General features: G+C 60.8%; 22 protein-coding genes and 2 tRNA genes. 8 read left to right on the top strand and 16 right to left on the bottom strand.

Annotated elements, in window-relative coordinates; genetic code table 11:
* Nucleotides 1–379: 379 nt before the first annotated feature.
* Complete coding sequence (locus tag FJ543_RS02565) at nucleotides 380–769, bottom strand: hypothetical protein (RefSeq protein ID WP_140873656.1); 390 nt, start codon at nucleotides 767–769, stop codon at nucleotides 380–382.
* A gap of 673 nt (nucleotides 770–1442) precedes the next feature.
* On the opposite strand from FJ543_RS02565, the gene FJ543_RS02560 reads away from it, so the two are divergent.
* A complete protein-coding gene (locus tag FJ543_RS02560) occupies nucleotides 1443–3479 on the top strand; it encodes an acyltransferase family protein (RefSeq protein ID WP_140873654.1) in 2037 nt (678 codons plus the stop codon).
* Here the strand turns inward: FJ543_RS02560 and FJ543_RS02555 are convergent.
* The 4 genes from FJ543_RS02555 to FJ543_RS02540 form a co-directional block, all read right to left on the bottom strand.
* Nucleotides 3476–3724 carry a hypothetical protein gene (locus tag FJ543_RS02555; RefSeq protein ID WP_140873652.1) on the bottom strand — a complete coding sequence of 83 codons (249 nt, stop codon included), beginning with the start codon at nucleotides 3722–3724 and terminating at the stop codon, nucleotides 3476–3478. The genes FJ543_RS02560 and FJ543_RS02555 overlap by 4 nt on opposite strands.
* On the bottom strand, nucleotides 3721–4950 hold the full coding sequence (locus FJ543_RS02550; RefSeq protein ID WP_140873650.1) for a hypothetical protein: 1230 nt from the start codon (nucleotides 4948–4950) through the stop codon (nucleotides 3721–3723). Before FJ543_RS02550 ends, FJ543_RS02555 begins: the two co-directional genes overlap by 4 nt.
* A gap of 62 nt (nucleotides 4951–5012) precedes the next feature.
* A complete protein-coding gene (locus tag FJ543_RS02545; RefSeq protein WP_140873649.1) occupies nucleotides 5013–5954 on the bottom strand; it encodes a hypothetical protein in 942 nt (313 codons plus the stop codon).
* Nucleotides 5955–6053: 99 nt separating this feature from the next.
* Nucleotides 6054–7025, bottom strand: coding sequence for a hypothetical protein (locus tag FJ543_RS02540; protein WP_140873648.1), 972 nt, complete (start codon nucleotides 7023–7025; stop codon nucleotides 6054–6056).
* 71 nt (nucleotides 7026–7096) lie between these two features.
* Here FJ543_RS02540 and FJ543_RS02535 point away from each other — a divergent pair, with 71 nt between their 5' ends.
* Nucleotides 7097–7576, top strand: coding sequence for a hypothetical protein (locus FJ543_RS02535; protein WP_224621971.1), 480 nt, complete (start codon nucleotides 7097–7099; stop codon nucleotides 7574–7576).
* Between the two features lie 99 nt (nucleotides 7577–7675).
* Here the strand turns inward: FJ543_RS02535 and FJ543_RS02530 are convergent.
* From FJ543_RS02530 to FJ543_RS02505, 6 genes are all read right to left on the bottom strand, one after another.
* A tRNA-Cys gene (locus tag FJ543_RS02530) sits at nucleotides 7676–7751 on the bottom strand.
* A gap of 150 nt (nucleotides 7752–7901) precedes the next feature.
* Nucleotides 7902–8306: a TadE/TadG family type IV pilus assembly protein gene (locus FJ543_RS02525; protein ID WP_140661131.1), complete on the bottom strand. Its 405-nt coding sequence runs from the start codon at nucleotides 8304–8306 to the stop codon at nucleotides 7902–7904.
* Nucleotides 8296–8736, bottom strand: a complete 441-nt coding sequence (locus tag FJ543_RS02520) for a TadE/TadG family type IV pilus assembly protein (protein ID WP_140873646.1) — start codon at nucleotides 8734–8736, stop codon at nucleotides 8296–8298. Before FJ543_RS02520 ends, FJ543_RS02525 begins: the two co-directional genes overlap by 11 nt.
* Before the next feature lie 6 nt (nucleotides 8737–8742).
* Nucleotides 8743–9984, bottom strand: a complete 1242-nt coding sequence (locus tag FJ543_RS02515; protein ID WP_181173927.1) for a pilus assembly protein TadG-related protein — start codon at nucleotides 9982–9984, stop codon at nucleotides 8743–8745.
* A 114-nt stretch (nucleotides 9985–10098) separates the two neighbouring features.
* Nucleotides 10099–10362 (bottom strand): DUF6074 family protein, encoded by a 264-nt coding sequence (locus FJ543_RS02510; protein WP_023769988.1) that lies wholly within the window; start codon nucleotides 10360–10362, stop codon nucleotides 10099–10101.
* 158 nt (nucleotides 10363–10520) lie between these two features.
* A complete protein-coding gene (locus FJ543_RS02505; protein WP_015317559.1) occupies nucleotides 10521–10817 on the bottom strand; it encodes a DUF982 domain-containing protein in 297 nt (98 codons plus the stop codon).
* Nucleotides 10818–11143: 326 nt separating this feature from the next.
* Here FJ543_RS02505 and map point away from each other — a divergent pair, with 326 nt between their 5' ends.
* The gene (gene map, locus FJ543_RS02500) at nucleotides 11144–11971 is read left to right on the top strand and encodes a type I methionyl aminopeptidase (protein WP_015317558.1); all 828 of its coding nucleotides are present in this window, start codon (nucleotides 11144–11146) and stop codon (nucleotides 11969–11971) included.
* A gap of 92 nt (nucleotides 11972–12063) precedes the next feature.
* On the opposite strand, the gene FJ543_RS02495 is transcribed toward map, so the two are convergent.
* Complete coding sequence (locus tag FJ543_RS02495; RefSeq protein ID WP_140873644.1) at nucleotides 12064–12384, bottom strand: hypothetical protein; 321 nt, start codon at nucleotides 12382–12384, stop codon at nucleotides 12064–12066.
* A gap of 188 nt (nucleotides 12385–12572) precedes the next feature.
* Between FJ543_RS02495 and radC the strand changes: the two genes are divergently transcribed.
* Nucleotides 12573–13334: a DNA repair protein RadC gene (gene radC / locus FJ543_RS02490; protein ID WP_140616103.1), complete on the top strand. Its 762-nt coding sequence runs from the start codon at nucleotides 12573–12575 to the stop codon at nucleotides 13332–13334.
* Between the two features lie 155 nt (nucleotides 13335–13489).
* On the opposite strand, the gene FJ543_RS02485 is transcribed toward radC, so the two are convergent.
* Both FJ543_RS02485 and tig read right to left on the bottom strand, forming a co-directional pair.
* Nucleotides 13490–13990, bottom strand: a complete 501-nt coding sequence (locus FJ543_RS02485) for a hypothetical protein (RefSeq protein WP_224621970.1) — start codon at nucleotides 13988–13990, stop codon at nucleotides 13490–13492.
* A 175-nt stretch (nucleotides 13991–14165) separates the two neighbouring features.
* A complete protein-coding gene (tig, locus tag FJ543_RS02480; RefSeq protein ID WP_140661129.1) occupies nucleotides 14166–15650 on the bottom strand; it encodes a trigger factor in 1485 nt (494 codons plus the stop codon).
* 360 nt (nucleotides 15651–16010) lie between these two features.
* Here tig and FJ543_RS02475 point away from each other — a divergent pair.
* Nucleotides 16011–16093: transfer RNA gene (locus FJ543_RS02475), tRNA-Leu, on the top strand.
* A gap of 112 nt (nucleotides 16094–16205) precedes the next feature.
* On the opposite strand, the gene FJ543_RS02470 is transcribed toward FJ543_RS02475, so the two are convergent.
* Nucleotides 16206–16790 carry a GDYXXLXY domain-containing protein gene (locus FJ543_RS02470; protein ID WP_140661128.1) on the bottom strand — a complete coding sequence of 195 codons (585 nt, stop codon included), beginning with the start codon at nucleotides 16788–16790 and terminating at the stop codon, nucleotides 16206–16208.
* Nucleotides 16787–17905, bottom strand: a complete 1119-nt coding sequence (locus FJ543_RS02465; RefSeq protein WP_140661127.1) for a DUF2157 domain-containing protein — start codon at nucleotides 17903–17905, stop codon at nucleotides 16787–16789. The genes FJ543_RS02470 and FJ543_RS02465 overlap by 4 nt, the downstream gene beginning before the upstream one ends.
* Before the next feature lie 234 nt (nucleotides 17906–18139).
* Between FJ543_RS02465 and FJ543_RS02460 the strand changes: the two genes are divergently transcribed.
* From FJ543_RS02460 to trmFO, 3 genes are all read left to right on the top strand, one after another.
* On the top strand, nucleotides 18140–18280 hold the full coding sequence (locus FJ543_RS02460) for a DUF1127 domain-containing protein (RefSeq protein WP_013531315.1): 141 nt from the start codon (nucleotides 18140–18142) through the stop codon (nucleotides 18278–18280).
* A gap of 49 nt (nucleotides 18281–18329) precedes the next feature.
* Nucleotides 18330–18470 (top strand): DUF1127 domain-containing protein, encoded by a 141-nt coding sequence (locus tag FJ543_RS02455; RefSeq protein ID WP_015317551.1) that lies wholly within the window; start codon nucleotides 18330–18332, stop codon nucleotides 18468–18470.
* A gap of 570 nt (nucleotides 18471–19040) precedes the next feature.
* Entirely contained in the window at nucleotides 19041–20453 is a 1413-nt protein-coding gene (gene trmFO / locus FJ543_RS02450; RefSeq protein WP_140873642.1) for a methylenetetrahydrofolate--tRNA-(uracil(54)-C(5))-methyltransferase (FADH(2)-oxidizing) TrmFO, read from the top strand.
* Nucleotides 20454–20470: the final 17 nt, after the last annotated feature.

Here is a 20470-nt window from a genome sequence, read left to right as displayed (position 1 = left end):
GAGACAGGCCGGTGGCTTTTAACCGCGAGGGTCTGGACAGCACCACCGCCCCCGGCCTATAGAGAGGCCGTTCGCGGCAGCCGCCAAGCTGCGCGTCATCCCCAAAGGGGATAAACGACTTGAGATCGCGCCAACGATTTTAGGTCGTCACTGGTCCGGGTTATCACGCCCACGGACATGCTGCTCTTATTCGGTTAATTTTTCAAACACGCCCTGTTGCGGGGGTGAAGCTTGTCATGGGCAGGTCGTGACCAGCGGGCTAGCGACTGGGAAGTTGTCCTCATGGATCGGTTTGGTTGTCGACCAATCGCGAGATGTGAAGTGTGCCGAGACATAGCACGCCACGCTCGCCTCTATGTCGTCCAGGCTTAACCGACCCTCAAGCAGTGCTATTTGTCAGGTCGGACGTCACATCATCCCGGATATCGCGCCAGTATCTTGAGGGCACGGCACGGCGAATACGACGTAACATCCCTTCCGGATCTTTGTAGAACGCCATGGTGTTCTTCTGTTTAAACTCGGCGCGGCGAGCTGCAGCATGCAGCTCCTCAAGCGCGAGGCGCTCGGCGCGATTGGTCTCCTCCGCGGCTTTCAGCGAAAGGCGCTCGATGCGAGCGAAGGCGCTTCGAAATCGTTTCCAGTCAGTAGTCGTGCGTGATGGCGGGACCGCTGCTCGGCGGACATTGCCGCCCTTCTGAGTTTGCCTTCCTGGATCCACTCTGTTTGATGGCAAATCTTGAACCGATCCCTCCAACGCAATGCGGCCCAAGTTTCATCGTCAATCCCTTATGCGGCGCCGGCACCCAAGCGAATGGAAGTCTTTGGAAATCGAGCCTTCGTTTTGCAGATTCCCATTCCTAAGCACCGACGGTAAAGCGCTGCGGCGCTTCGGTGAGGCAGAGCCTGCGCCATGGTGGCATAATCAGGATAATAGCGAACACAGACCTCGTCTTCGCTAGGGCACCACAACTTTTTGGCTCGGCGGACAACGGGTAAATGAAACAATCGCCAGTCCGCCTTGGCCGCCATCGAACGGATGTCTCCCATCGCCGCGTTATCGAGCCGATGGTTAGCGCTCAGTCGCTTTTGCGCCAGAGATAGACGGCTGTTTGTACCCGCTAATCTCGCAATTATCCCGCCTTTAGATGATCTTCCGCTGCTCTGATAAAATAGAGGCTCGCCAGCGGGCGTTTTTGTCGGCCGGCGCACCTCTCATGCCTTGGCGCCCGCTTGTGCCGAAGGCAGATGATGTAATTGCTGCCATCCGCTCAAACAGAAGAGGTGCCTCCGCATCATCTACGGAATGAGATAGATGCCGAGCGCGCCGCTATTGCGGCTTGCAAGGAAGTCGCGGCTCAACGCTTTCCTCGACGTGATGGTTGCGCGCGCTTAGATAGGGCGCTACGGGGGAAGCGACCTAAAATCAAACCAAAGAACGGCCTGTGGATTTGACTTCGGAAAGCCCGTCGAAAGAATATCTGAATTTCCTTGACGGTCTGCGAGCTGTGGCTGTTCTGTCGGTGGTCTCCTACCATCTCTTTGGCAGCGGCGTTCCGAACGGCTTCTTGGGTGTCGATGTTTTCTTCGTCATTTCCGGCTTTGTCGTCAGCTATGTAGTGTCCAGCCGATACAGTGGGGAATCGGCATTCCATTATGTCATGGACTTCTATGCTCGACGGTTCACGAGGATCATGCCAGCACTGCTGGTGTGCTTGTTGGTCAGCGCACTCGCGACTTACCTGTTCGTCCCCGATGCATGGCTCAGCACATCGATCAGCGATACGGCCTACTTTGCCTTCTTCGGCATGAGCAACATCTTCCTTGCCAGCGGCACTGACTACTTCTCACCGGTAACCGAGTTCAACCCGTTCACCCATACCTGGTCGCTCGGGGTCGAGGAGCAATTCTATCTCGTTTTCCCACTCCTATTTCTCCCTTGGGTGCTGGGTGGTCCTCGCGGGAGGAAGTTTTCAACATTGGTCTACGGTGCGCTCGCCGTCGCCTCGCTAGCGGCTTGGGTTTATCTCCTTGCAGCACAGCCGCTTCATGCTTTCTACATGCCATGGGCGCGCTTCTGGCAACTGGCTTGCGGCATCCTTTGCTTCCAGTTGGTCAGTCGGCTCAGGCGCTCCCAGACTGATCGAGGCAAGGTGTCAAGCAATGCTATCGCCACGGTTGCACTGCTTGGGCTGTTGACGACGTTGCTGATTGGACCCGCTGGCTGGGCAAACGCCGCTGCCGTGGCTTGCGCTACCTGTTTGATCGGTAGCCTGTACTACCTTGGACCGGACCGGGCATCGCACCTGGCTGTGCTGGAAATCCCGGCCGTCAGGTTCATTGGCTGGATATCCTATTCTCTCTATCTTTGGCATTGGCCGGTCTTTGTCATTGCGCGATGGACGATTGGCATGGAAACAACCATCACGAAGCTGGTAGCCTTGCTAGTTGCGGTAGCGCTCAGCCTTGCCTCATATTTCTGGGTCGAGTTGCCGACACGCCGGTCGCTGGCACTCAAAGCCCTCCCCGACTTTGCTATCGTCACTATCTTCTTGGCTGTCATCTGCGGCGCGTTCTACAGCTTTACAGTGATGCGCGATGACCGCTTCGAGATTGCGCTCAGCACAGTCATGCAGAACAGAGCCGAATGGTATGCGACTGCTCCGGACAGATTCCCAGACTTTCCTAACTGTATCGTCATGGCGAAGAGTGACAAGCAATCGCTGTCCTTCGCCAAGGGCGGCTGTCCATTTGGAGAGCGGAAAGAGACCCTGTTCGTGCTCGGCGACTCCCATGCAGGAGCGTACCTCCCACTGCTGAAGCGCTTCACGCTCGTAACCGGCATCCGGACGGTCATAGTGTGGACTGCTGGGTGTCCATTCATCAGCCTGGACCTAAGCCGCGATACCGGGCGAGTGTGCGCTTCTGCCGCTACTGCTGGCGTTGGCTACATAGTCAAAGTGGCAAAGCCGGGCGACTTGTTGTTCCTATCTTCGCTCAGACTTCCTCGCTTCTCGATGCAATGGTCCGCCACCGGGGACGACCCCGCTGCCAACGACAAGGACCGGGGACGGGCCGTCAAGAGCGCGATCGATATACTCCGCCCCCTAACCCGTGCGGGTCTGTCGGTTGTGTTTGAGGCTCCCAAGCCCGTTTTTAGATCCCCGGCCTTTCGGTGCAGCGATTGGTTCAATTCCATGAACCCTGCCTGCGCAGGCGGGACAGAAATAGACCGACAGCTTATCGAAACCCTTCGCGCACCTGTTTTGAGTGGCTTCGCCGAGATATCGGCCGCCCTGCCAAACATCAGTGTTTGGGACCCGTTGCCGAAGCTTTGCCCCTTAGCAACGTGTTCAGTCTTCCAAAATGGACAGCCGCTGTACTTCGACGGCGACCACATTACCGCCTACGCCAATGCAATCTTGGTGGATGACTTCGCTGCGTCGATGGAAAACGTGATAAGGGCCAGCCATGCCGGCTAAGACAACGGGCCCAGCGTGGTCAGCGAGTTCGGCCCAATCGGCCTGCACTTGAAGAACGAGTTGCGCTTGATCGTTGGTGCGCCACCGGGAGCCGCCGAGTACTGGAACTGTGGGATCACCGTGCCAGCGGTGTTAATACGCATCTGACCGCGAAGCTTGACGACGATGTACTCAGTGGCGGACGTATTGGCCGCAGTGACGTGGAGCCCCTGCACGTTGGCCAGCACGTTGCCTGTCGGGTTCATGACCTCGGCGAAGTAGTCAATCGACGTGAACGTGGCGGTGCCACCAAAGAGCGTCGCGAAGGTATGCGAAGTCGTTCCGGCCGCGCGGGAAAGCTCGTACTGGGCCTCAAAGTCGTAAGTCGTCGCACCGTCGAGGGTGAACTCATCGGCGCTTGTTCCGAACACGGCTTGGACGGTGGACACATCAGCCCCAGTCCGATCCGACGCAAGAGAGATGTGGCTATCCCCATTCGGGGTCGTGGCCAGCGGGTCGATGATGATATTTGATGGTGTGCCGCCGACGAATGCCTTGGCCGTGATGGATGCCCCTGCCTTCGCCCTGTTGTTCCTGGCTTCACCATTCGTGGGGCTGGAGAACGACCCCCATGTGGTGGCGGTCCGCCGAAGAAATTGTCATTAACCGTGAAGTTGGAGCAGTTGTTCATGATGATGGGGACGATCAGCCCACTCGTGGTGATGTCCAAGTTCATGCCGCTTGCCTGAACTTCCGTGCAACTGCTGAGGGACACCACGCCGCGAGCAAAGTCACCCTTGTCGATGGCGTTGCCTGCACGAAAGCCGTTCAGGTTGAGCCCGTTGACGTTGGCCGCCTGGATGGCAGACCCCACGCTGCGGAACGAGCGGCACCGGGAGAAATTTAGGTTTTTCAGGTTCCCGGCCGCTGGCGCTATCAGAATAGCGTGGTTGCCCGACGAGACATCGGTTGACGTGCCGAACTGGGTAAAGCCGAAGTCGATCTCTTGCGGCGCACCAGTGACACTAAGCGGCAAGTCGCAGCCTTCAAATCCGCACATGCCGAAAGAGGCACCGCTGGCAGCTGCGTTGCCTCTGTTCGACAGCAGCAAGCCGGTCTTGCCGCCATAGCAGAACACGCGGTCCAAATACGCTTGGTCGGCCTTCGCCAGTTCCATGAACACGGCATTGTTGGCGAACTGCGCGGTGCGGACGCCATTGGCCGCCCACTCAGCCACATAGGCAGCGTTCGGGTTGAAATGGATGTCAAGCAGCCGGTCGATATCGTAGGACTGATCGATGATGAAGCCGCTTAGTAGGAAGGTCCCCACGACATTCTTGACGTTGCAGAGACCGTGCCGGCCCGACCATGAAAGGAAGCTATACGGGTTGGTGGCATAGCAGTCCTCCACGAAGGCGCTAGTGACCGTGCCGAGATATCCCTGTGCGTCTGCCGTCATGCCGATGGTAGGCGCGTATTGGACAGTGGTCACGATGTTGACGACCGGCTGGTTTGGATACCAGAAGCAGACGCCCTTGAGGCCGCTGCCGGTGGTCAGGAGGAAGGTTGAGTTAGCCTCGGTTTTCGTAGCGGGATTGTGGGTAATGGCGAAGTTTGCCCCCTTGCCGTGGACCCATACGGCGTTGGCCGCGTCCCAGCGGGTGCCGATCGAAAAGCTGGGGCCGTAGATACCGATATTCCTGGGATTACGATCTGCGAGCCGATGCCATAGGTGCCGATACCAAGATTGACACCACGCGCGCCGAGAGTGCTTGCCATGTTGAGTGCGGCTTGGAGCGCAGAAGCGTCGTCGTGCGCATCAACAAGGTAGGTGCCGAGAATACCGAACCACTCACCAGCGACGTTGCCATCAGCATGCCAGCCACCCTGCCTTGTGGCAGTGTAGGCGCCGCTCGTGAAGTAGACGCCTTCTGAAGTATCAGCAACCGTCATCGCCTGCTCTGAGGCGGAGAGTGAGGAAGCGAGGCGGTACGAGAACTGCCCGTTCCTCCCGCCTTCGTTGTAGATGACAAACACTTTGTCCTTGGCCCCATCAAGCGCCTTGGCGGCTGAACGGTCGGCGACATAGACAGGCACGTCAATGTAGTCTCGGATGACGCTGGGAGGCGCGCCCAGCAAGATTTCGGTGATGACAATGGCACTATCCCCGATAACGGGTTCCAATGTCTGAAACGCGAAAGTCTTGCCGGCATTGGCCGTGCCGTCCTGCACCGTAACGGTGGTGCCCTTCTGCATGGTGCGGGCCGTGCGAGCATCGGCCGCCCCATACCATTGCCCTTCCGAAGCCGTGCGGATGCCGTTCTCGGAGCCGTCGGCCTGGTCCTTGACCAAAATCCGATCACCGACGGAGGTCTGCACGCTGTCGATCACCAGCAGGCCGCCGGCGTCGACGTCGATCGGGCCGGTTGTGGCCAGCCTGACGGGCTCGCGTGCACTGGTGAGCAGCCTTACAGCTGGGGTTGCGGGTCTAGCCATTGAAATGGGCTCCATCTGAGGGACGGGACGTCATCCGACGTTCCATTGCGCGCTTGCCGAAGGCGCGGATCGGCGTGACAGCAGACCATGGCCCGCATGTCATTTCTTGCTCTTGTCAGGCAGGCCGAGCGCCGAGCCGGTCGCCTTTTCCACACGATCGAACAGGGTGCGGACGAAGAAAAGATTCTGGGCCGGCAGCAGCTTGCGCACGGTATGAAGGTCGCTCTGCTTGAAGTCGTCGGTAGCGATGGCGCCGGAAATCTGGAAGGCATCGCCGGCCATGTCGAGCGTGGGCCCCAGGAGGGCGCCAGCGGTGTTCCTGGAGGCGTAGCGCGATATCTGCTTGCCGGTGAACATTGATAGCCCGTACTTGCCCCTGGTGGCCTTCTCCAGCACGCCGTTGGCGTCCATGGCCCAGCCGGTCAGCCCCGACCAATCGAGTGCCTCCACAGCCCACACGTTCGGATCTTCTGATGTGGGTTCGTTGGCGATCGTCTTGCGCGCCCAATAGGTCATGGCGCCAAGCCCGAGGGAGAGCAGCACCCCGTTGAGGGTCGCGGCGTCTCTCTGCTGGAGTCCAGCCAGCATGGTCTTCTGCATGGACGAGACCGCAAAACTTTTGAATTGACCGACGGTCTTGCCGAGTTCGGTTGACATCCAGAGCGGTTTATCCTGGCCGGGAGTGACGATAATCCGGTCGACCTCGCGAACGACCGCCGTGCGAAACGCGTCGCGCGCCTCCTGGTCGGCCCAATCACCGGCCTTGGCGAAAAGAATGCCGTTCTGTTCGTCGCCGTACTCGGCGTATTGCTTCACGATCCGGCCGGCCAGGTCCGCGTCGATGCCGGACGACGCCAGGTTGCGGATGTCCCGAGCTGTGCCCTTGCCTTCGGTGACACGCTGCGCAGCAGGCATAATATTCGTCATCGTGACGAGCCCTGAAAACTGCTTCAGACAAGCATTCCAGGGAGCCATCAGCGAGACCACGCCGAAGCGCGACGTGAGGGCCGTCAGGCCGCGTTCAAAGACCGTGTGGCGCCCGAACTCGTCGGTGATATCCTGCATGGCCATGACCCGGCTATCCAAGACCATATCGAGGGCCGTTCTCGGCCGCGGCCGCCTCCACGGCTGCCACGGTTGTGATGCTGATCAATCGCTGGACCAGGAATGGCGGCAGCCTGCCATATAACGGCATCATCGCCTACAGCGCGTCGCTATATCTTTGGATTCTGATCGTAAGGACAAATCCGCTCTGGCTGCTCGTAGTGCCGGCGCTCCATTCCTTGCAGTACCTGGCGGTGGTCTGGCGCTATCAGAGCAATGTCGAGCGTGATGCGCGCGATGCCGAAAAAATTCCGCAATCCAGAATCCTGTCGATTCTTGGTCCGGCCTACAGAGTGCGGCTCCTGGAGTTCATCAGTGCTGGCCTCCTCCTTGGCGGTCTGGGCTTCTGGCTGATTCCGACCGCGCTGACCGCCATTGTCCCCTATGACCGGGAGGTCCTTGGATCGTCGCTGTTCTTCTTCATCGTGTTGATTTTCATCAACGTACACCACTACTTCCTCGATAACGTGATGTGGCGCCGCGGCAACCCCGAGGTGTCGAGATATCTGTTCCGTTGAGCTTTTTGCACCCAAGCGGAACCGCTGGCGTAATGCGGAATGGACCACGGATGGGCTCCAATCCCGTCCCGGTCCGACAATCCATCCGCATCGGGATTTTGGAGGCCTCGCCTCGGAATCGAACCGAGGCTTCCGAGATTTGCAGTCTCTAGCGTAGCCGCTCCGCCACGAGGCCATACGTGCTTTCGTAAAGGGCACACGTTTAGAGATTCTTGATATCTTGGGTAAAAATTTCGGCAATCCCGCCCTGGCAAAAGAGCCTGTTACTGGGCGGAATGGAACCGTTCCAAACGTCCTCCGCCGACATGGCAGGGACAGCCCACGCCTAGCTGCCGACCAGCGGCACGGTAACGGTCGTCGCATAATTGATCGGAAAGGCACTGAAGTACGGGAAGTCTATGACGAACGCATAGGCAGCGGTCAGGTGCGCCATGCGAAAGCCGCCGCTCACGGGATCGATGGCGATCGTGACGTTGACATCCTTCAGACCCAGCGCAAGCAGTTTCTGCGTCGCGATCGCCTGGATGTCGGCCTGAGTCAGCGTGTTGTTAAGCTGCAGGGACCGTGCGGACGCCTCCAGCGTGTACCGAACGCTTGAGGCCGAATTCATCGACCAGCCGAAGGCGAAGATTCCGAATAGCAGCATGATGAGGAACGGTGCGATCAGCGCGAATTCGAGCGCGGCTCCGCCCGATCGATCGGCCCTGAAGCCCCTCGCATTACCGAACACGGATCAACTCCTGGTGGCCGATCGTGCTGGGGGCGGAAAAGACGCCGAAGGTGAAGGGCGGGGTCCAGGTGGCCGATGCCTGGATCTGAACAAAGACCGCCGACAACTTCGGTCCGCTGCACAGCGTCGAGGCGTCGACCACCGTCGTCCCGCATTTGTGGATCCGGCTCAGCGTGACCTGTCCGTCGTCCGGCCGCTTCTCCCAGCTCGAAAGGGCAACGGCCTGCGTTGCCGCATCGTCAGTCGACCCAGCCAGCACCAGGTTTGCCGCTGTCTTGACGCCGGCGCGCATCGACAGTGAGCTCGTGACGTATGACCAGCCGTCGACGATGCCGAGCAGCGCCAGGCACAGGAAGGGCAGCACCATCGCGAACTCAACGGCCGCAGCGCCTACCTCATCTTTAAGAACTGAGTACGATCGGCGATCCACGGAAGGTTACTCGACCAGCATCACGGACTGCGCGGCGAAAATATCGCCCATTCCAAGGCGCGTGCAATCCTGATTGATGGTCGCGTTGCCGGACCATTGGATCATGTCGGCGACAACCTGCGTGCACCCGCTTTTGCCGGAGAAATTCCCGAGATAGTTTACCTGCTGCCTGGGGAAGTAGAGCGCGCCGGTCAGCAGCGAGGTTGCCGTGCCGTTAAAGGTACTCTGTCCGCCGGTGGCCGTTCTGTCGCCATACATCAGCACGCCCGAGTAACTGCCGGACGTCGGCGCGCTCAGATTGACCGTGGCGTTGCCGTTCATCGACACACGCGAGGCGCCGGCGAGGTAGATGGTGACGCCGTCACCGAAGACGTTGGCGTTCGCATTCACTTTGAAATCGCCCCCCTGGACGACGTAGACCCCAGGCGAAAGGGTGACATCGCCGCTGAGGCTGAGTCCACTGCAGTAGGTCCCCGGCTGGATCGTTTGCGTCGTCTTGTTGCCATTGATATTCTTGCAGGGGTTCGAGGCCGCCGGGGCCGGCAGGCCGGCAAATGGATCCGCGGCAGGCAGCGCCTGGGTGATCGGGGCCGCGCAAACGGTGGTGACGGGATTGCTGAGAGAGACGCCGCCCGCCGTTATCAGACAATCGGCCTGGAGACCCGCCGATCCCTGAAGCTTGATGGCATCCGAGGCGATCGAATTGGCCATCACCGAGCAGCCGGTGAACTTCACGCCGGTGTTGCCTGAAAACAGGGCAGCCTGCGAGGCGGTCGGATCGAGCGCCAGTATGCAGGCCTTCGAAGCATTGGTGATGAGGGCCACGGCCCTCGCTTGTTCTGGAACCTGGGTCTGAGTGAAGATCAGGGTGAACATCCGATCGAGCTTTTGGCCGACGATCACCTCAACCGCTTTCTTGGCCGTGTTCGGTCCGGACGCGGGCGGCGTATTGACGACGATCGTGCCTGCGCCAAGCCCATTCGTCGCGGCCGACTGGGTCGCCGCCGCGACGATCGTCGGCGTATCGGAACCCGAGATCTGCTCCAGCGCGCCGGCATAGGCCGCGGCATCCGCCGTGGCCTGCAGTCTCAAGCTGTTATAGTACCAATAGGAGGTTTCCACGCCAAAACCCGCCGCACCGACAACGATCGGCAGGGTGAGGGCAAAGATGGTGGCGACGTTTGCGGCTCTGCTGCGGCCTATGCCGGCCGCCGTCAGCCGTATCCGGGTGAAGCAGTTGAATACCATGATCAATTAGAAAGCACGCATATATGAACGAATGGCTAAAAACTTAGGCTCATTTTCGATCAGGGGTGCCATTGTTTGATCGGAGATGCCATCGTCTGATCGGCGTCCGCCGCTTCAGGCAGAAAGAACTGGCACGGACTCACCGTTCGACTCAGCCAACAATTCTCTTTGCACGGCCAGGAAGAACCTGCGCACTTCGTCGCTGGCTGCCGTTCTGTCCCTGCCCGTCCCGACAACGAGATCGAGCAACTCCGTCGCTTTTGCCTTCCAGAACGAGGTGGCGGTCTCGCCATGCAGATTGCCGAGCTTGGCGGCAACTTCCCTGACCAAGAATAGCTGACGATCGATCGGGAACGCACGGACTTTTTCTGGGTACATCTTCCGAACCATGAAACTGACGCAACGAATCAACCATTGCCGAACAAGCAATGGCTAACAGCGAAGGTGGAAACGGAAGCTTAACGGTGACCGGCCGATGCGTCGCGCACGCGAATTGTCATGTACTTTCGAACCCGAACTGGTTCACCCGGCGGCCCTCAGGCCGGCAGTGCTCTCGCCTCGCCGCCGCGCTTGCGCGGCACCATCATGTCGCCGGCCATCAGTCCGGTGACACGGCAGAACGCCATGAACGCCCGGCAGGCGTCTTCGGTCTCGACCACATCCACCGTGGCACCGAAACAGGCATTGAAGGCTTTCTGATACACCGGCCCCTGCCGGCGTGCCGGCCAATCCTGCAGAAAATCGAGCGCCTGCTCGACGCTGTAGATTTCCTCGACGGGCAAGCCGGGGCCTGGTGCGATGCGCACCGGCACCTCGAATTGCAATCTGTCCATTCGACATCTCCCGAACCGGCATCGCCCAAGCAACGCCGTTCGTCGTCAAAAGTTGCTTCGTTCGTTTTGTGCCACGGAAATGTGTCGTCACTGCGGAAACCCGCCGCTTTGCTGCAGCGGCAAAGGCAAAGCCTGCCGGCACCAGGCGGCCCGGCAGTGGAAAGCAACGCCGCGAAAAACGGGAAAGCATTGCCTCGGCAAGCGAATATCCGGGCGGCTGAGACCGCATCAGGCAGTTCTTCCTTGAACCTTTCGCCCCCAAGTGCCAAATCTGGTGGCACTTACGCGTCTCACTCCTGCCGCGCGCCACCTTCTATATGGACAAAATGGTCACCTATCTCGACGCCGCCACTGCACCGCTCAGAAACACCGGCCAGATCCGCCTCTATGGCGAGGAAGGCTTTGCCGGCATGCGCAAGGCATGCGACCTCACCGCGCGCTGCCTGGACGAGCTGGTGCCAATGGTCGGTCCCGGCGTCACCACGGACACGATCGACCGTTTCGTCTTCGAGTTCGGCATGGACAACGGCGCGCTGCCGGCCACACTCAACTATCGCGGTTACACGAAATCGTCCTGCACCTCGATCAACCATGTCGTCTGTCACGGCATTCCCGACAACAAGCCGCTGAAGGATGGCGATATCGTTAACATCGACGTGACCTACATCCTCGATGGCTGGCACGGCGATTCCTCGCGCATGTATCCGGTCGGCACGATCAAGCGCGCCGCCGAACGCCTGCTCGAGGTCACCCATGAGTGCCTGATGCGCGGCATCGCCGCGGTCAGGCCGGGCGCGCGCACCGGCGCCATCGGCGCCGCCATCCAGACCTACGCCGAAGCGGAGCGCTGCTCCGTGGTGCGCGATTTCTGCGGCCACGGCGTCGGCCAGCTGTTCCATGATGCCCCAAACATCCTGCATTATGGCAGCGCCAATGAAGGCGTGGAAATGCGCGCCGGCATGATCTTCACCATCGAACCGATGATCAATCTTGGCCGGCCGCATGTGAAAGTCCTGTCGGACGGCTGGACGGCGGTGACGCGCGATCGCTCGCTGTCGGCGCAGTATGAGCACACGATCGGCGTGACCGATACCGGCTGCGAGATTTTCACGCTGTCGCCCAAAAAGCTCGACCGCCCCGGCCTGCCGGTTTAGGACGCCGTGGCGAGGGTCTTGAATAGCGGCCTATTTCCAGTGTTTGCGCGGCCGCCAGTCTTCGTCCTCATTCATATCTCGTAGCCAGCGCATTATTTCCCGGCAACTGCGCGGACGGCCATCGCTAACCCTGCCATTGATGCAGGGATCGTAGCGTTCGCGCCGGTAATTGTCGTGCCGTTCCCGATAACGCTCCCGGCGGTCCAGCATGCGCAGGAGCTCCCGGCAGTTAACGGCTGGCCGTCGCTGTAACGGCCGTCTGTGCAGGGATCATCGTATTGGATGAAATGGATCGGGAGGTTCTGATCAGAGCGGCTACCGGCGGGTACGGCATCGATCACCAGGGCAGCCATTGCAGGGCTGAAGCTCAGAAGCAGCCCGGCAGACAGCAGGATACGAACGAGGCTGGGCATCTTGGTTCTCCGATGCGGGGCCATCAATGGCGATGCCGTGAGCTTGCGCGACCCCCATTGCCGCAACATTGCGTCGAGGTCGGTGGCTAACTTATTCCTTGCCGCCGAAAAGACCTCGACCGCCCCCGCCCGCCGTCCTAGTGTTTCGCGGGGATCAGCGATCATTGCTCGGGCTGGATGGGCGGCACATGGCGACACAGGGCGATGACGACGAGCGGAGTTTCTTCTCCGAGGTGCCAGTGCGGCAAGCCACGAAGGCCAGACAGGCTCCCGCCGAAAAGCCTCACTATCTCGGCCACCGTGATCGTCTGCGCGAGCGCTTTGCCTCGGCCGGCCCGGATGCCTTGCCCGACTATGAACTGCTGGAACTCCTGCTTTTCCGCCTGATCCCGCGCGCCGACACCAAGCCGGTCGCGAAGGCGCTGCTGGCCCGCTTCGGCACGTTGGCCGAAGTGCTCGGCGCGCCCGTCGGCCTATTGCAGGAGGTCACGGGCATCGGCCCGACCGTGGCGCTCGAGCTGAAGGTCATCGCGGCGACCGCCCAGCGCATGGCGCGCGGCGAGGTTCAGGGCCGCGAAATCCTCTCGTCATGGCAGCAGCTCCTCGACTATTGCCGCTCGGCCATGGCGTTCGAGGCGCGCGAGCAGTTCCGCATCCTTTTCCTCGACAAGAAGAACGCGCTGATATCAGACGAGGTGCAGCAGACAGGCACGGTCGACCACACGCCCGTCTATCCCAGGGAAGTGGTCAAGCGCGCGCTCGAACTGTCGGCCACCGCGATCATCCTGGTCCACAATCACCCCTCCGGCGACCCGACGCCGTCGCGTGCCGATATCGAGATGACGAAAGAGATCATCGAAGCCGCCAAGCGGCTGGGCATTTCCGTGCATGACCACATCATCATCGGGCGAAAGGGCTATTCCAGCATGAAGGGCCTGCTGCTGATCTAGGTCTTGTATTCGCGAGACGGCAACGCCACGGCGCTGGCGATTATCCTGGCCGGAATTTGAAATCATTCAATTGTGGAAAGAACGATGCTGATGCCGCGCACTCGCGGATCAATCTTCCAGTGGCAACAGCCCAAAAGATCGCCACTCTTCTAAAATCAAGGCCGATCGGTCTTGCAGCTGCCGGCAATCTGGCTGACCGCCTCGTCGAAGCCGGCGAGGTCGAAATCGGCTTGGCCACGCCCCGACAACAATCCGAAGCGCCATGACAGCAGCAGGCGGTTTGCCGGAACGAGGCGCTTGATGCCATCGGCGCCGTCGCGCATCAGCTGCCTGCCGCGCGTGCCGACGGACCAGCTCTCGTCAAATTTGCCGGCGCCGTCGATGGTCACCGACATGGTGATTTTCCGGCTTGCGGAGACCGCGTCGTTCAATTGCAGCCATTCGGTCCAGGCCGGCTCGCCGTCAGCCCGGCAAGCGATGGTCAGCACCGGGCTGTAGCTCAGCGCGCCGCCTCCGGTGATCAGTTTGTTGGTGGCATAGACCGACGCCGTGACGAGGCCGTCATTGGCCGTGTCAAAACGCCAATTGTCCGTACCGGCCCCGGCAGCGCCGCAGGCCAAGGCAAGGAAAAGCACCGTGGCGGCAGCGCGCCTCATTCCCACGAACACCCCCAACGACATCACCAATTACCTCTGGTCTTCCAACCAACCAGATAATGATCAAGGCTTCGTATCGCCACCGGTGCCCATCAGGAACGAATCCGATGTTGCAGTTTGGCAACGAAAAAGGCCGCCCGGAGGCGGCCTTTCGGAATTCACTGCAATGGGTGGCCTATTCGGCGTCCTTGGCGGCCTTCTTTTTCGGCGCGGCCTTTTTCTTCGGCTCTTCCGTCTCGTCAGCGGCATCGCTTGCCTTGGCTTCGGCCTTCTTCGACGCGGCTTTCTTGGCCGGCTTCGCCTTGGCCTTGGTCTCGTCTTCCTCGTCGTCGGCCATCAGCTCTTCCTTGCTGACCTTGACGTCGGTGACCGAGATCTGTTCGAGCAGGTGGTCGACAACCTTCTCCTCGAACATCGGCGCCCTGAGCGCGTTGAGCGCCTCGGGATTGCTGCGATAGAACTCGAAGGCTTCCTGCTGCTGGTTGGCCGGGAAGCGGCGAACCTGCTCGAACAGGCCGCGTTGCAGTTCCTCGTCCGAAACCGTGACGCCGGCCTTCTCGCCGATCTCGGCCAGCACCAGGCCAAGGCGCACGCGGCGCTCGGCAAGGCGCATGTATTCGGCGCGCGCATCTTCCTCGGTCGTCTCTTCGTCGGCGAAGGTGCGGCCGGCGGCTTCCAGGTCGCGGTTGACCTGCGCCCAGATGTTGTTGAACTCGGCTTCGACGAGCTTCGACGGCGCTTCGAACGAATAGGCCGCATCGAGCTGATCGAGCAGCTGGCGCTTGACCTTCTGGCGCGTCATCGAACCGAACTGGTTCTCGATCTGGCCGCGCACGATGTCACGCAGGCGCTCGAGCGATTCCAGGCCAAGGTTCTTGGCGGTCTCGTCGTTGATTTCGAGCTCGCCGGGCTTCGACACTTCCTTGACGGTGACCTCGAAGGTCGCTTCCTTGCCGGCCAGATGCGCCGCCTGGTAGTTTTCCGGGAAGGTCACGGTGATCTGCTTCTCGTCACCGGCCTTGGCGCCGATCAGTTGATCCTCGAAGCCCGGAATGAACTCCTTGGAGCCCAGCACCAGCGGCTGGTCGTTGCCGGCGCCGCCAGCGAAAGCCTCGCCGTCGATCTTGCCGACATAGTCGATCGTGACGCGGTCGCCTTCGGCGGCCTTGCCGGTCTTCGGCTCGTAGCTGCGCGCCGATTCGGCGACGCGCTTGACCTGGTCGTCGATTTCCGAATCCGGAACGTCGAACACCTGGCGCGTCACCTTGATGTCGGAGAAATCCTTGATCTCGATCGCCGGAATGACCTCATAGTTGAGGCGGAACTCGAAGTCGGCGCCGCCGGCCAGGATCTTCTCGGCTTCTTTCTCGTCCTCGGTCATGATGACCTCAGGCTGCATGGCGGCCTTTTCGCCGCGCCCGGTGATGATCGAGCGGGTCGAGTCGTTGAGGATCTCGTTGACCACTTCGGCCATGAACGACTTGCCATAGACCTTGCGCAGGTGCTGCACCGGCACCTTGCCCGGACGGAAGCCGTTGATGCGGACCTTGTTGCGGGCGTCCGACAGCCGCGCCATCAGCTTGGCTTCCATATCACCGGCCGGCACGGTGATCTTGATCTCGCGCTTGAGACCGGAATTGAGAGTTTCGGTGACCTGCATCGTAAAACCTTTGTTTTCACCAATGAGGCTGCCAAACGGCTCCCTGCCGTTCACAGCCTGCCGGTAATTCTTGCCGGGAATGGCTTTTGGTACGGAACCTGGCGATTTGACCGGAAATACGGCTCAAACTCTCCCAAACTGCGTTCCAAAATGTGAATAAGTTCTTGTTTTTCCTACTTCTTATCACATCTTGTAGAAGCGGATCGTCGCGTTCCGTCACATTTGACACGCCTTTTGTCACAGGCGAGCCTAATTTTCAACAGTCTTCGCGTTTAGGCGAATAACCAACATTCCGGCCCTGAGCCGACATCTTGTCTCCGACATTGACAGAATGATGGCTACATGGGATTGCCGGGCCACGCGGGTATGGCGGAACTGGTAGACGCACCAGATTTAGGTTCTGGCGAGAGATCGTGGGGGTTCGAGTCCCTCTACCCGCACCACTTTTTCGCGCTTTGAGCGTCGGGTGGCAGGCCACCCGACGCTCGCTAGACGAAGGAGCGTCCTGCGAAACCTGGCGAAGAGGACCGGCGTCGTTATCGCGCGTCCCACGGTCTAATAAAGCGGCTCCTCGAAAAGCGTCTTGTCGCCATCCATCAGCGCCTTGATCTGCGCCGTGCCGTCGGCGGCGAGCGCCAGCTTGATCCCGAACGGGCGCACCCGCATGTCGCTCTGGATCGCCATCCCCTCGCCTTCGGGCAGATAGAAGCGCTCGATGCCGTAATCCGGCGCGATCGTCATGCCTTCGCCGCGAAGATCCCAACCTGCGGCGACATGGCCCGAAATGTCGGCTTCGTCCGCGGCGGCCGGCGTCGGTGCCGTGCCGAACCAGGCGGCGGTCGGCGTCCAGTAGCCGTCGGCGCCCTTCTTCAGCCGGACCACGATCGAGGTGTCGTCGCTGGACTGTTTGTCGGACGCAATGTTGGCGATCATTTTCACCGGTATGCGCGAGATGTCATAGCCGAGGACGATATAGTCGCCGCGCAGCAAGTCGCGCGGATCGACTGGTTGGATCTTCAGCAGCACTTCCTTGCCGTTACGCAGGATCGCCGCACGGCTGGCAATGATCCAACTGAGAAAACCGAGTTGGACGAGCGCCAGCACCAGCGCCGAGATGACAAGCCTCTTCCCGGTCATCATGCCGTGGCTCCCCCAATGGCCGGACCCTTCATGCGTTTTTCGACGCGGATGATGACGATCGCAAGCACGCCCAGCAGCAGCGCGGCGGCGAGGAAGAAGCCGGCGGTGTCGAGCATCGACTGAAGCGTCACGACATAAATGATGGCGAGTTCGAAGGCGAAGCCGAGATAGGCCAGCCAGCGCAGCCCGCGGCTCTCACGGCCTGCGAACACGACAGCCGCGACGATGCCGGCCAATGCGACGACCGAAGCGATGACGAAACCGCTGTTGTAGGTGCTCTCGTCAGCCAGTTCGAACTGGATGATGGCCAGGCCGGTGAGGAAGCCGAGCAGCGCGTGTAGGGGCAAACGACCGCCGAGTTGCACGATCCTGTCGACCGGTTCCGGCGCAAGAACGGCAGCTGCGAAAAGCGCGACGGAGACGATGACCAGAGGGATCGCTACCGGCAGTGTCGCGTGATCCATGGCCAGGAGCACCAAATAGAAAAGCAGCGACAGGATGATCAGATGCCGCGCCGGCTGGCTGCGGGTCCAGAACGATACGGCAAACAGCACCACCGCCATGACGATGAAGGCGTGCGGAAACTCGCTACGGCTGTAATAGTCGAACCCTTTCAGGAACAGCCAGGCATCGGCGATACCGATCGCTGTCACGGTCAGCGCGTTGGAGCGCAGCGCCACCGCCGCCAATGCCGTGCCGGCGCCCCAGGTGACCAGGGCGGAAGCCTCGTCGCCGGACAAATGGTACATCTGCCCGATCAGCGCGATCGAAGCGCCGAACGCGGCCGCCGCCACGACCCACAGGGCTTCGCCGATCGCCGCATGGTCGCGCGTCTTCAGCACCGCCCCGCCGACATAGCCGCCAAGGATAACGGCGAACAGCGCGGCCACCCGTGCCAGCCGCGGGATCGCTTCCCAATTGGCGGCGACGAAGATCAGGATGGCCGCTCCAAAGAGCAGGGCTGCCATCATCGCGAGGATCGAGCCGAAGCTGAGCGACTGGCGGCCGTTGGCGTCGACGTCACGGGTCAGGGAATCGGCTGTGGCGGCGTCGATCAGGCCTGCCTGCCGCCACCGCGCGATATCGGACCTTAGTCGTGATGAATAGCCCGCCATTCCCCTTCTCCCCCAGTTGGTCTTTTTTCAGCCGATCAGCCCAAACCGTTGACGTCACGGCACTTTCTGATTCTGGCTTCTTTGTGTCGGGTCGGTGAAACCGCGTTAATGTTGCATTGCACAATTTGCATTGCTGCCATGCAGCCATAGCGCTTTTAAATCGATATGGGTCCCCCTACTTATGGTTCGTACACAAACGGAATGATCCGCAAGAAAGACGAAACGAGAACTACCATGAACCTGATCCGCAACTACCGCAACTGGCGCCGCTACCGGGACACCGTCTCCGAGCTGAGCCGCCTGAGCAACCGTGAACTGACCGACCTCGGCATCAGCCGCAGCGACATCCCTTACGTCGCTCGCAAGGCGGTCTAATCCTTCGGGCCGCGAATGGTCCGAACCAGTTTTGAAAAAGAGAACGACAATGAACTTGATCCGCAACTATCGTAACTGGCGCGTTTATCGCGAGACGGTTACCGAGCTGGGTCGCCTTTCGAACCGCCAGCTGCATGATCTCGGCATCGTCCGCGACGAAATCAAGATCATCGCCCGCCAGGCGATGTAACCAAGGAATTTCGCTGGGGTCGACCTCCTCCCCGACCCAAGCGAATTCGGTCCGCCCTTACCTCCTCCCAAGGGTTGACCATCAAAACGGCGCCCGCCGCACCTCCTCCCGCGGCGGGCGTTGTTTCCCCGGGGCAAAAGGATTTTGCCCCAGAGGTTTCGCCCTCTGTAAAAATGCGAAGAGAATTTCGTCTGAGCCGACCTCCTCCCCGGCGATGATGAATAGGCCCAACCTTCACCTCCTCCCGAAGGTTGGCCACCCAAACGGCGCCCGCCGCACCTCCTCCCGCGGCGGGCGCTGTTTCCCCGGGACAAACGAATTTTGCCCCAGAGGTTTCGCCCTCTCTAAAAATGCGAAGAGAATTTCGTCTGAGCCGATCTCCTCCCCGGCGATGACGAATACGGTCGGCCTTCACCTCCTCCCGAGGGTCGACCCCCAAAACGACACCCGCCGGACCTCCTCCCCCGGCGGGTGTTGTTGTATTCAGGGGCAGGTGTTCCCGACCAGGCGTTTCGCGTTACCGCCACGCGACAATTGCAATCGCCGCGGCAAGCGATTATTCCGGCGGCCATGAGCAAAAATCCAATCCATATCATCGGCGGCGGCCTCGCCGGTTCCGAAGCGGCATGGCAGGCGGCCGAGGCCGGTGTTCCCGTCATCCTGCATGAAATGCGCCCGGTTCGCGGCACCGATGCCCACAAGACCGATGGCCTGGCCGAACTCGTCTGTTCCAATTCCTTCCGCTCCGACGACGCCGAAAACAACGCCGTCGGCCTGCTGCATGCCGAAATGCGGCTGGCCGGCTCGCTGATCATGAGCGCCGGCGACGCCAACCAGGTGCCGGCAGGCGGCGCGCTGGCCGTCGACCGCGATGGTTTTTCCGACGCGGTGACGAAAAAGCTCGAGGCACATCCGCTGATCACCATCGAGCGCGAGGAAGTTCCCGGCCTGCCGCCGGCGGAGTGGGACCAGGCGATCATCGCCACCGGGCCGCTGACCGCGCCATCGCTTGCCCAGTCGATCGCCGAAGCGACCGGCGCCGATGCGCTCGCTTTCTTCGATGCCATCGCGCCGATCATCCATTTCGACACGATCGACATGGATACCTGCTGGTTCCAGTCGCGCTACGACAAGGTCGGGCCTGGCGGCACCGGCAAGGATTATATCAACTGTCCCATGGACAAGGATCAGTACCTCGCCTTCGTGCAGGCGCTGGTCGACGGCCAGAAGACCGAGTTCAAGCAATGGGAAGGCACGCCCTATTTCGACGGTTGCCTGCCGATCGAGATCATGGCCGAACGCGGCGTCGAGACGCTGCGCTACGGACCGATGAAGCCGATGGGCCTCACCAATGCGCACAATCCGACGGTGAAGGCCTATGCGGTCGTCCAGTTGCGGCAGGACAATGCGCTGGGCACGCTCTACAACATGGTCGGCTTCCAGACCAAGCTGAAGCACGCCGAACAGGTGCGCGTGTTCCGCACCATTCCGGGCCTCGAAAACGCCGACTTCGCCCGCCTTGGCGGCCTGCACCGCAACACCTACATCAACTCGCCGACCTTGCTGGACGCCTCGCTGCAGCTGAAGTCGCGACCCGGCCTGCGCTTTGCCGGCCAGATCACCGGCTGCGAAGGCTATGTCGAGAGCGCCGCCATCGGCCTGCTCGCCGGGCGCTTCGCCGCGGCCGAGCGGCTCGGCCATGCACCATCGCTACCGCCGCTTACCACCGCCTTCGGCGCGCTGCTCAACCACATCACCGGTGGCCACATCGTTTCCGACGACGAGCCGGGCAAACGCTCTTTCCAGCCGATGAACGTCAATTTCGGCCTGTTCCCGCCGGTCGAGGCGCCGAAGAGCGAGGGCAAGCGCATGCGCGGCAAGGACAAGACCGTCGCCAAGCGCCACGCCATCACCTCGCGTGCCCTGCAAGACTGCCGTGAATGGCTGGGTCTGCCGGCGCAGACGGCTGAGGCTGCCGAATAAGCTCGCGGCCTGATTGG

The sequence above is a fragment of the Mesorhizobium sp. B2-5-7 genome (genome assembly GCF_006440875.1).
Taxonomy (GTDB): Bacteria; Pseudomonadota; Alphaproteobacteria; order Rhizobiales; family Rhizobiaceae; genus Mesorhizobium; species Mesorhizobium australicum.
Note: the sequence above shows the minus strand (reverse complement) of the source record. Positions and strands in the feature narration are given on the sequence as shown.

Bases quoted from the DNA above. Each gene is read 5' to 3' on its own strand.
- FJ543_RS02555 (WP_140873652.1), bottom strand. From the start codon at position 3,724: ATGAACCCGACAGGCAACGTGCTGGCCAACGTGCAGGGGCTCCACGTC.
- FJ543_RS02545 (WP_140873649.1), bottom strand. From the start codon at position 5,954: ATGGCTAGACCCGCAACCCCAGCTGTAAGGCTGCTCACCAGTGCACGC.
- FJ543_RS02540 (WP_140873648.1), bottom strand. From the start codon at position 7,025: ATGGCCATGCAGGATATCACCGACGAGTTCGGGCGCCACACGGTCTTT.
- FJ543_RS02535 (WP_224621971.1), top strand. From the start codon at position 7,097: ATGCTGATCAATCGCTGGACCAGGAATGGCGGCAGCCTGCCATATAAC.
- FJ543_RS02515 (WP_181173927.1), bottom strand. From the start codon at position 9,984: ATGGTATTCAACTGCTTCACCCGGATACGGCTGACGGCGGCCGGCATA.
- FJ543_RS02510 (WP_023769988.1), bottom strand. From the start codon at position 10,362: ATGTACCCAGAAAAAGTCCGTGCGTTCCCGATCGATCGTCAGCTATTC.
- FJ543_RS02505 (WP_015317559.1), bottom strand. From the start codon at position 10,817: ATGGACAGATTGCAATTCGAGGTGCCGGTGCGCATCGCACCAGGCCCC.
- map (WP_015317558.1), top strand. From the start codon at position 11,144: ATGGTCACCTATCTCGACGCCGCCACTGCACCGCTCAGAAACACCGGC.
- FJ543_RS02495 (WP_140873644.1), bottom strand. From the start codon at position 12,384: ATGCCCAGCCTCGTTCGTATCCTGCTGTCTGCCGGGCTGCTTCTGAGC.
- radC (WP_140616103.1), top strand. From the start codon at position 12,573: ATGGCGACACAGGGCGATGACGACGAGCGGAGTTTCTTCTCCGAGGTG.
- FJ543_RS02485 (WP_224621970.1), bottom strand. From the start codon at position 13,990: ATGAGGCGCGCTGCCGCCACGGTGCTTTTCCTTGCCTTGGCCTGCGGC.
- tig (WP_140661129.1), bottom strand. From the start codon at position 15,650: ATGCAGGTCACCGAAACTCTCAATTCCGGTCTCAAGCGCGAGATCAAG.
- FJ543_RS02470 (WP_140661128.1), bottom strand. From the start codon at position 16,790: ATGATGACCGGGAAGAGGCTTGTCATCTCGGCGCTGGTGCTGGCGCTC.
- FJ543_RS02465 (WP_140661127.1), bottom strand. From the start codon at position 17,905: ATGGCGGGCTATTCATCACGACTAAGGTCCGATATCGCGCGGTGGCGG.
- FJ543_RS02460 (WP_013531315.1), top strand. From the start codon at position 18,140: ATGAACCTGATCCGCAACTACCGCAACTGGCGCCGCTACCGGGACACC.
- FJ543_RS02455 (WP_015317551.1), top strand. From the start codon at position 18,330: ATGAACTTGATCCGCAACTATCGTAACTGGCGCGTTTATCGCGAGACG.
- trmFO (WP_140873642.1), top strand. From the start codon at position 19,041: ATGAGCAAAAATCCAATCCATATCATCGGCGGCGGCCTCGCCGGTTCC.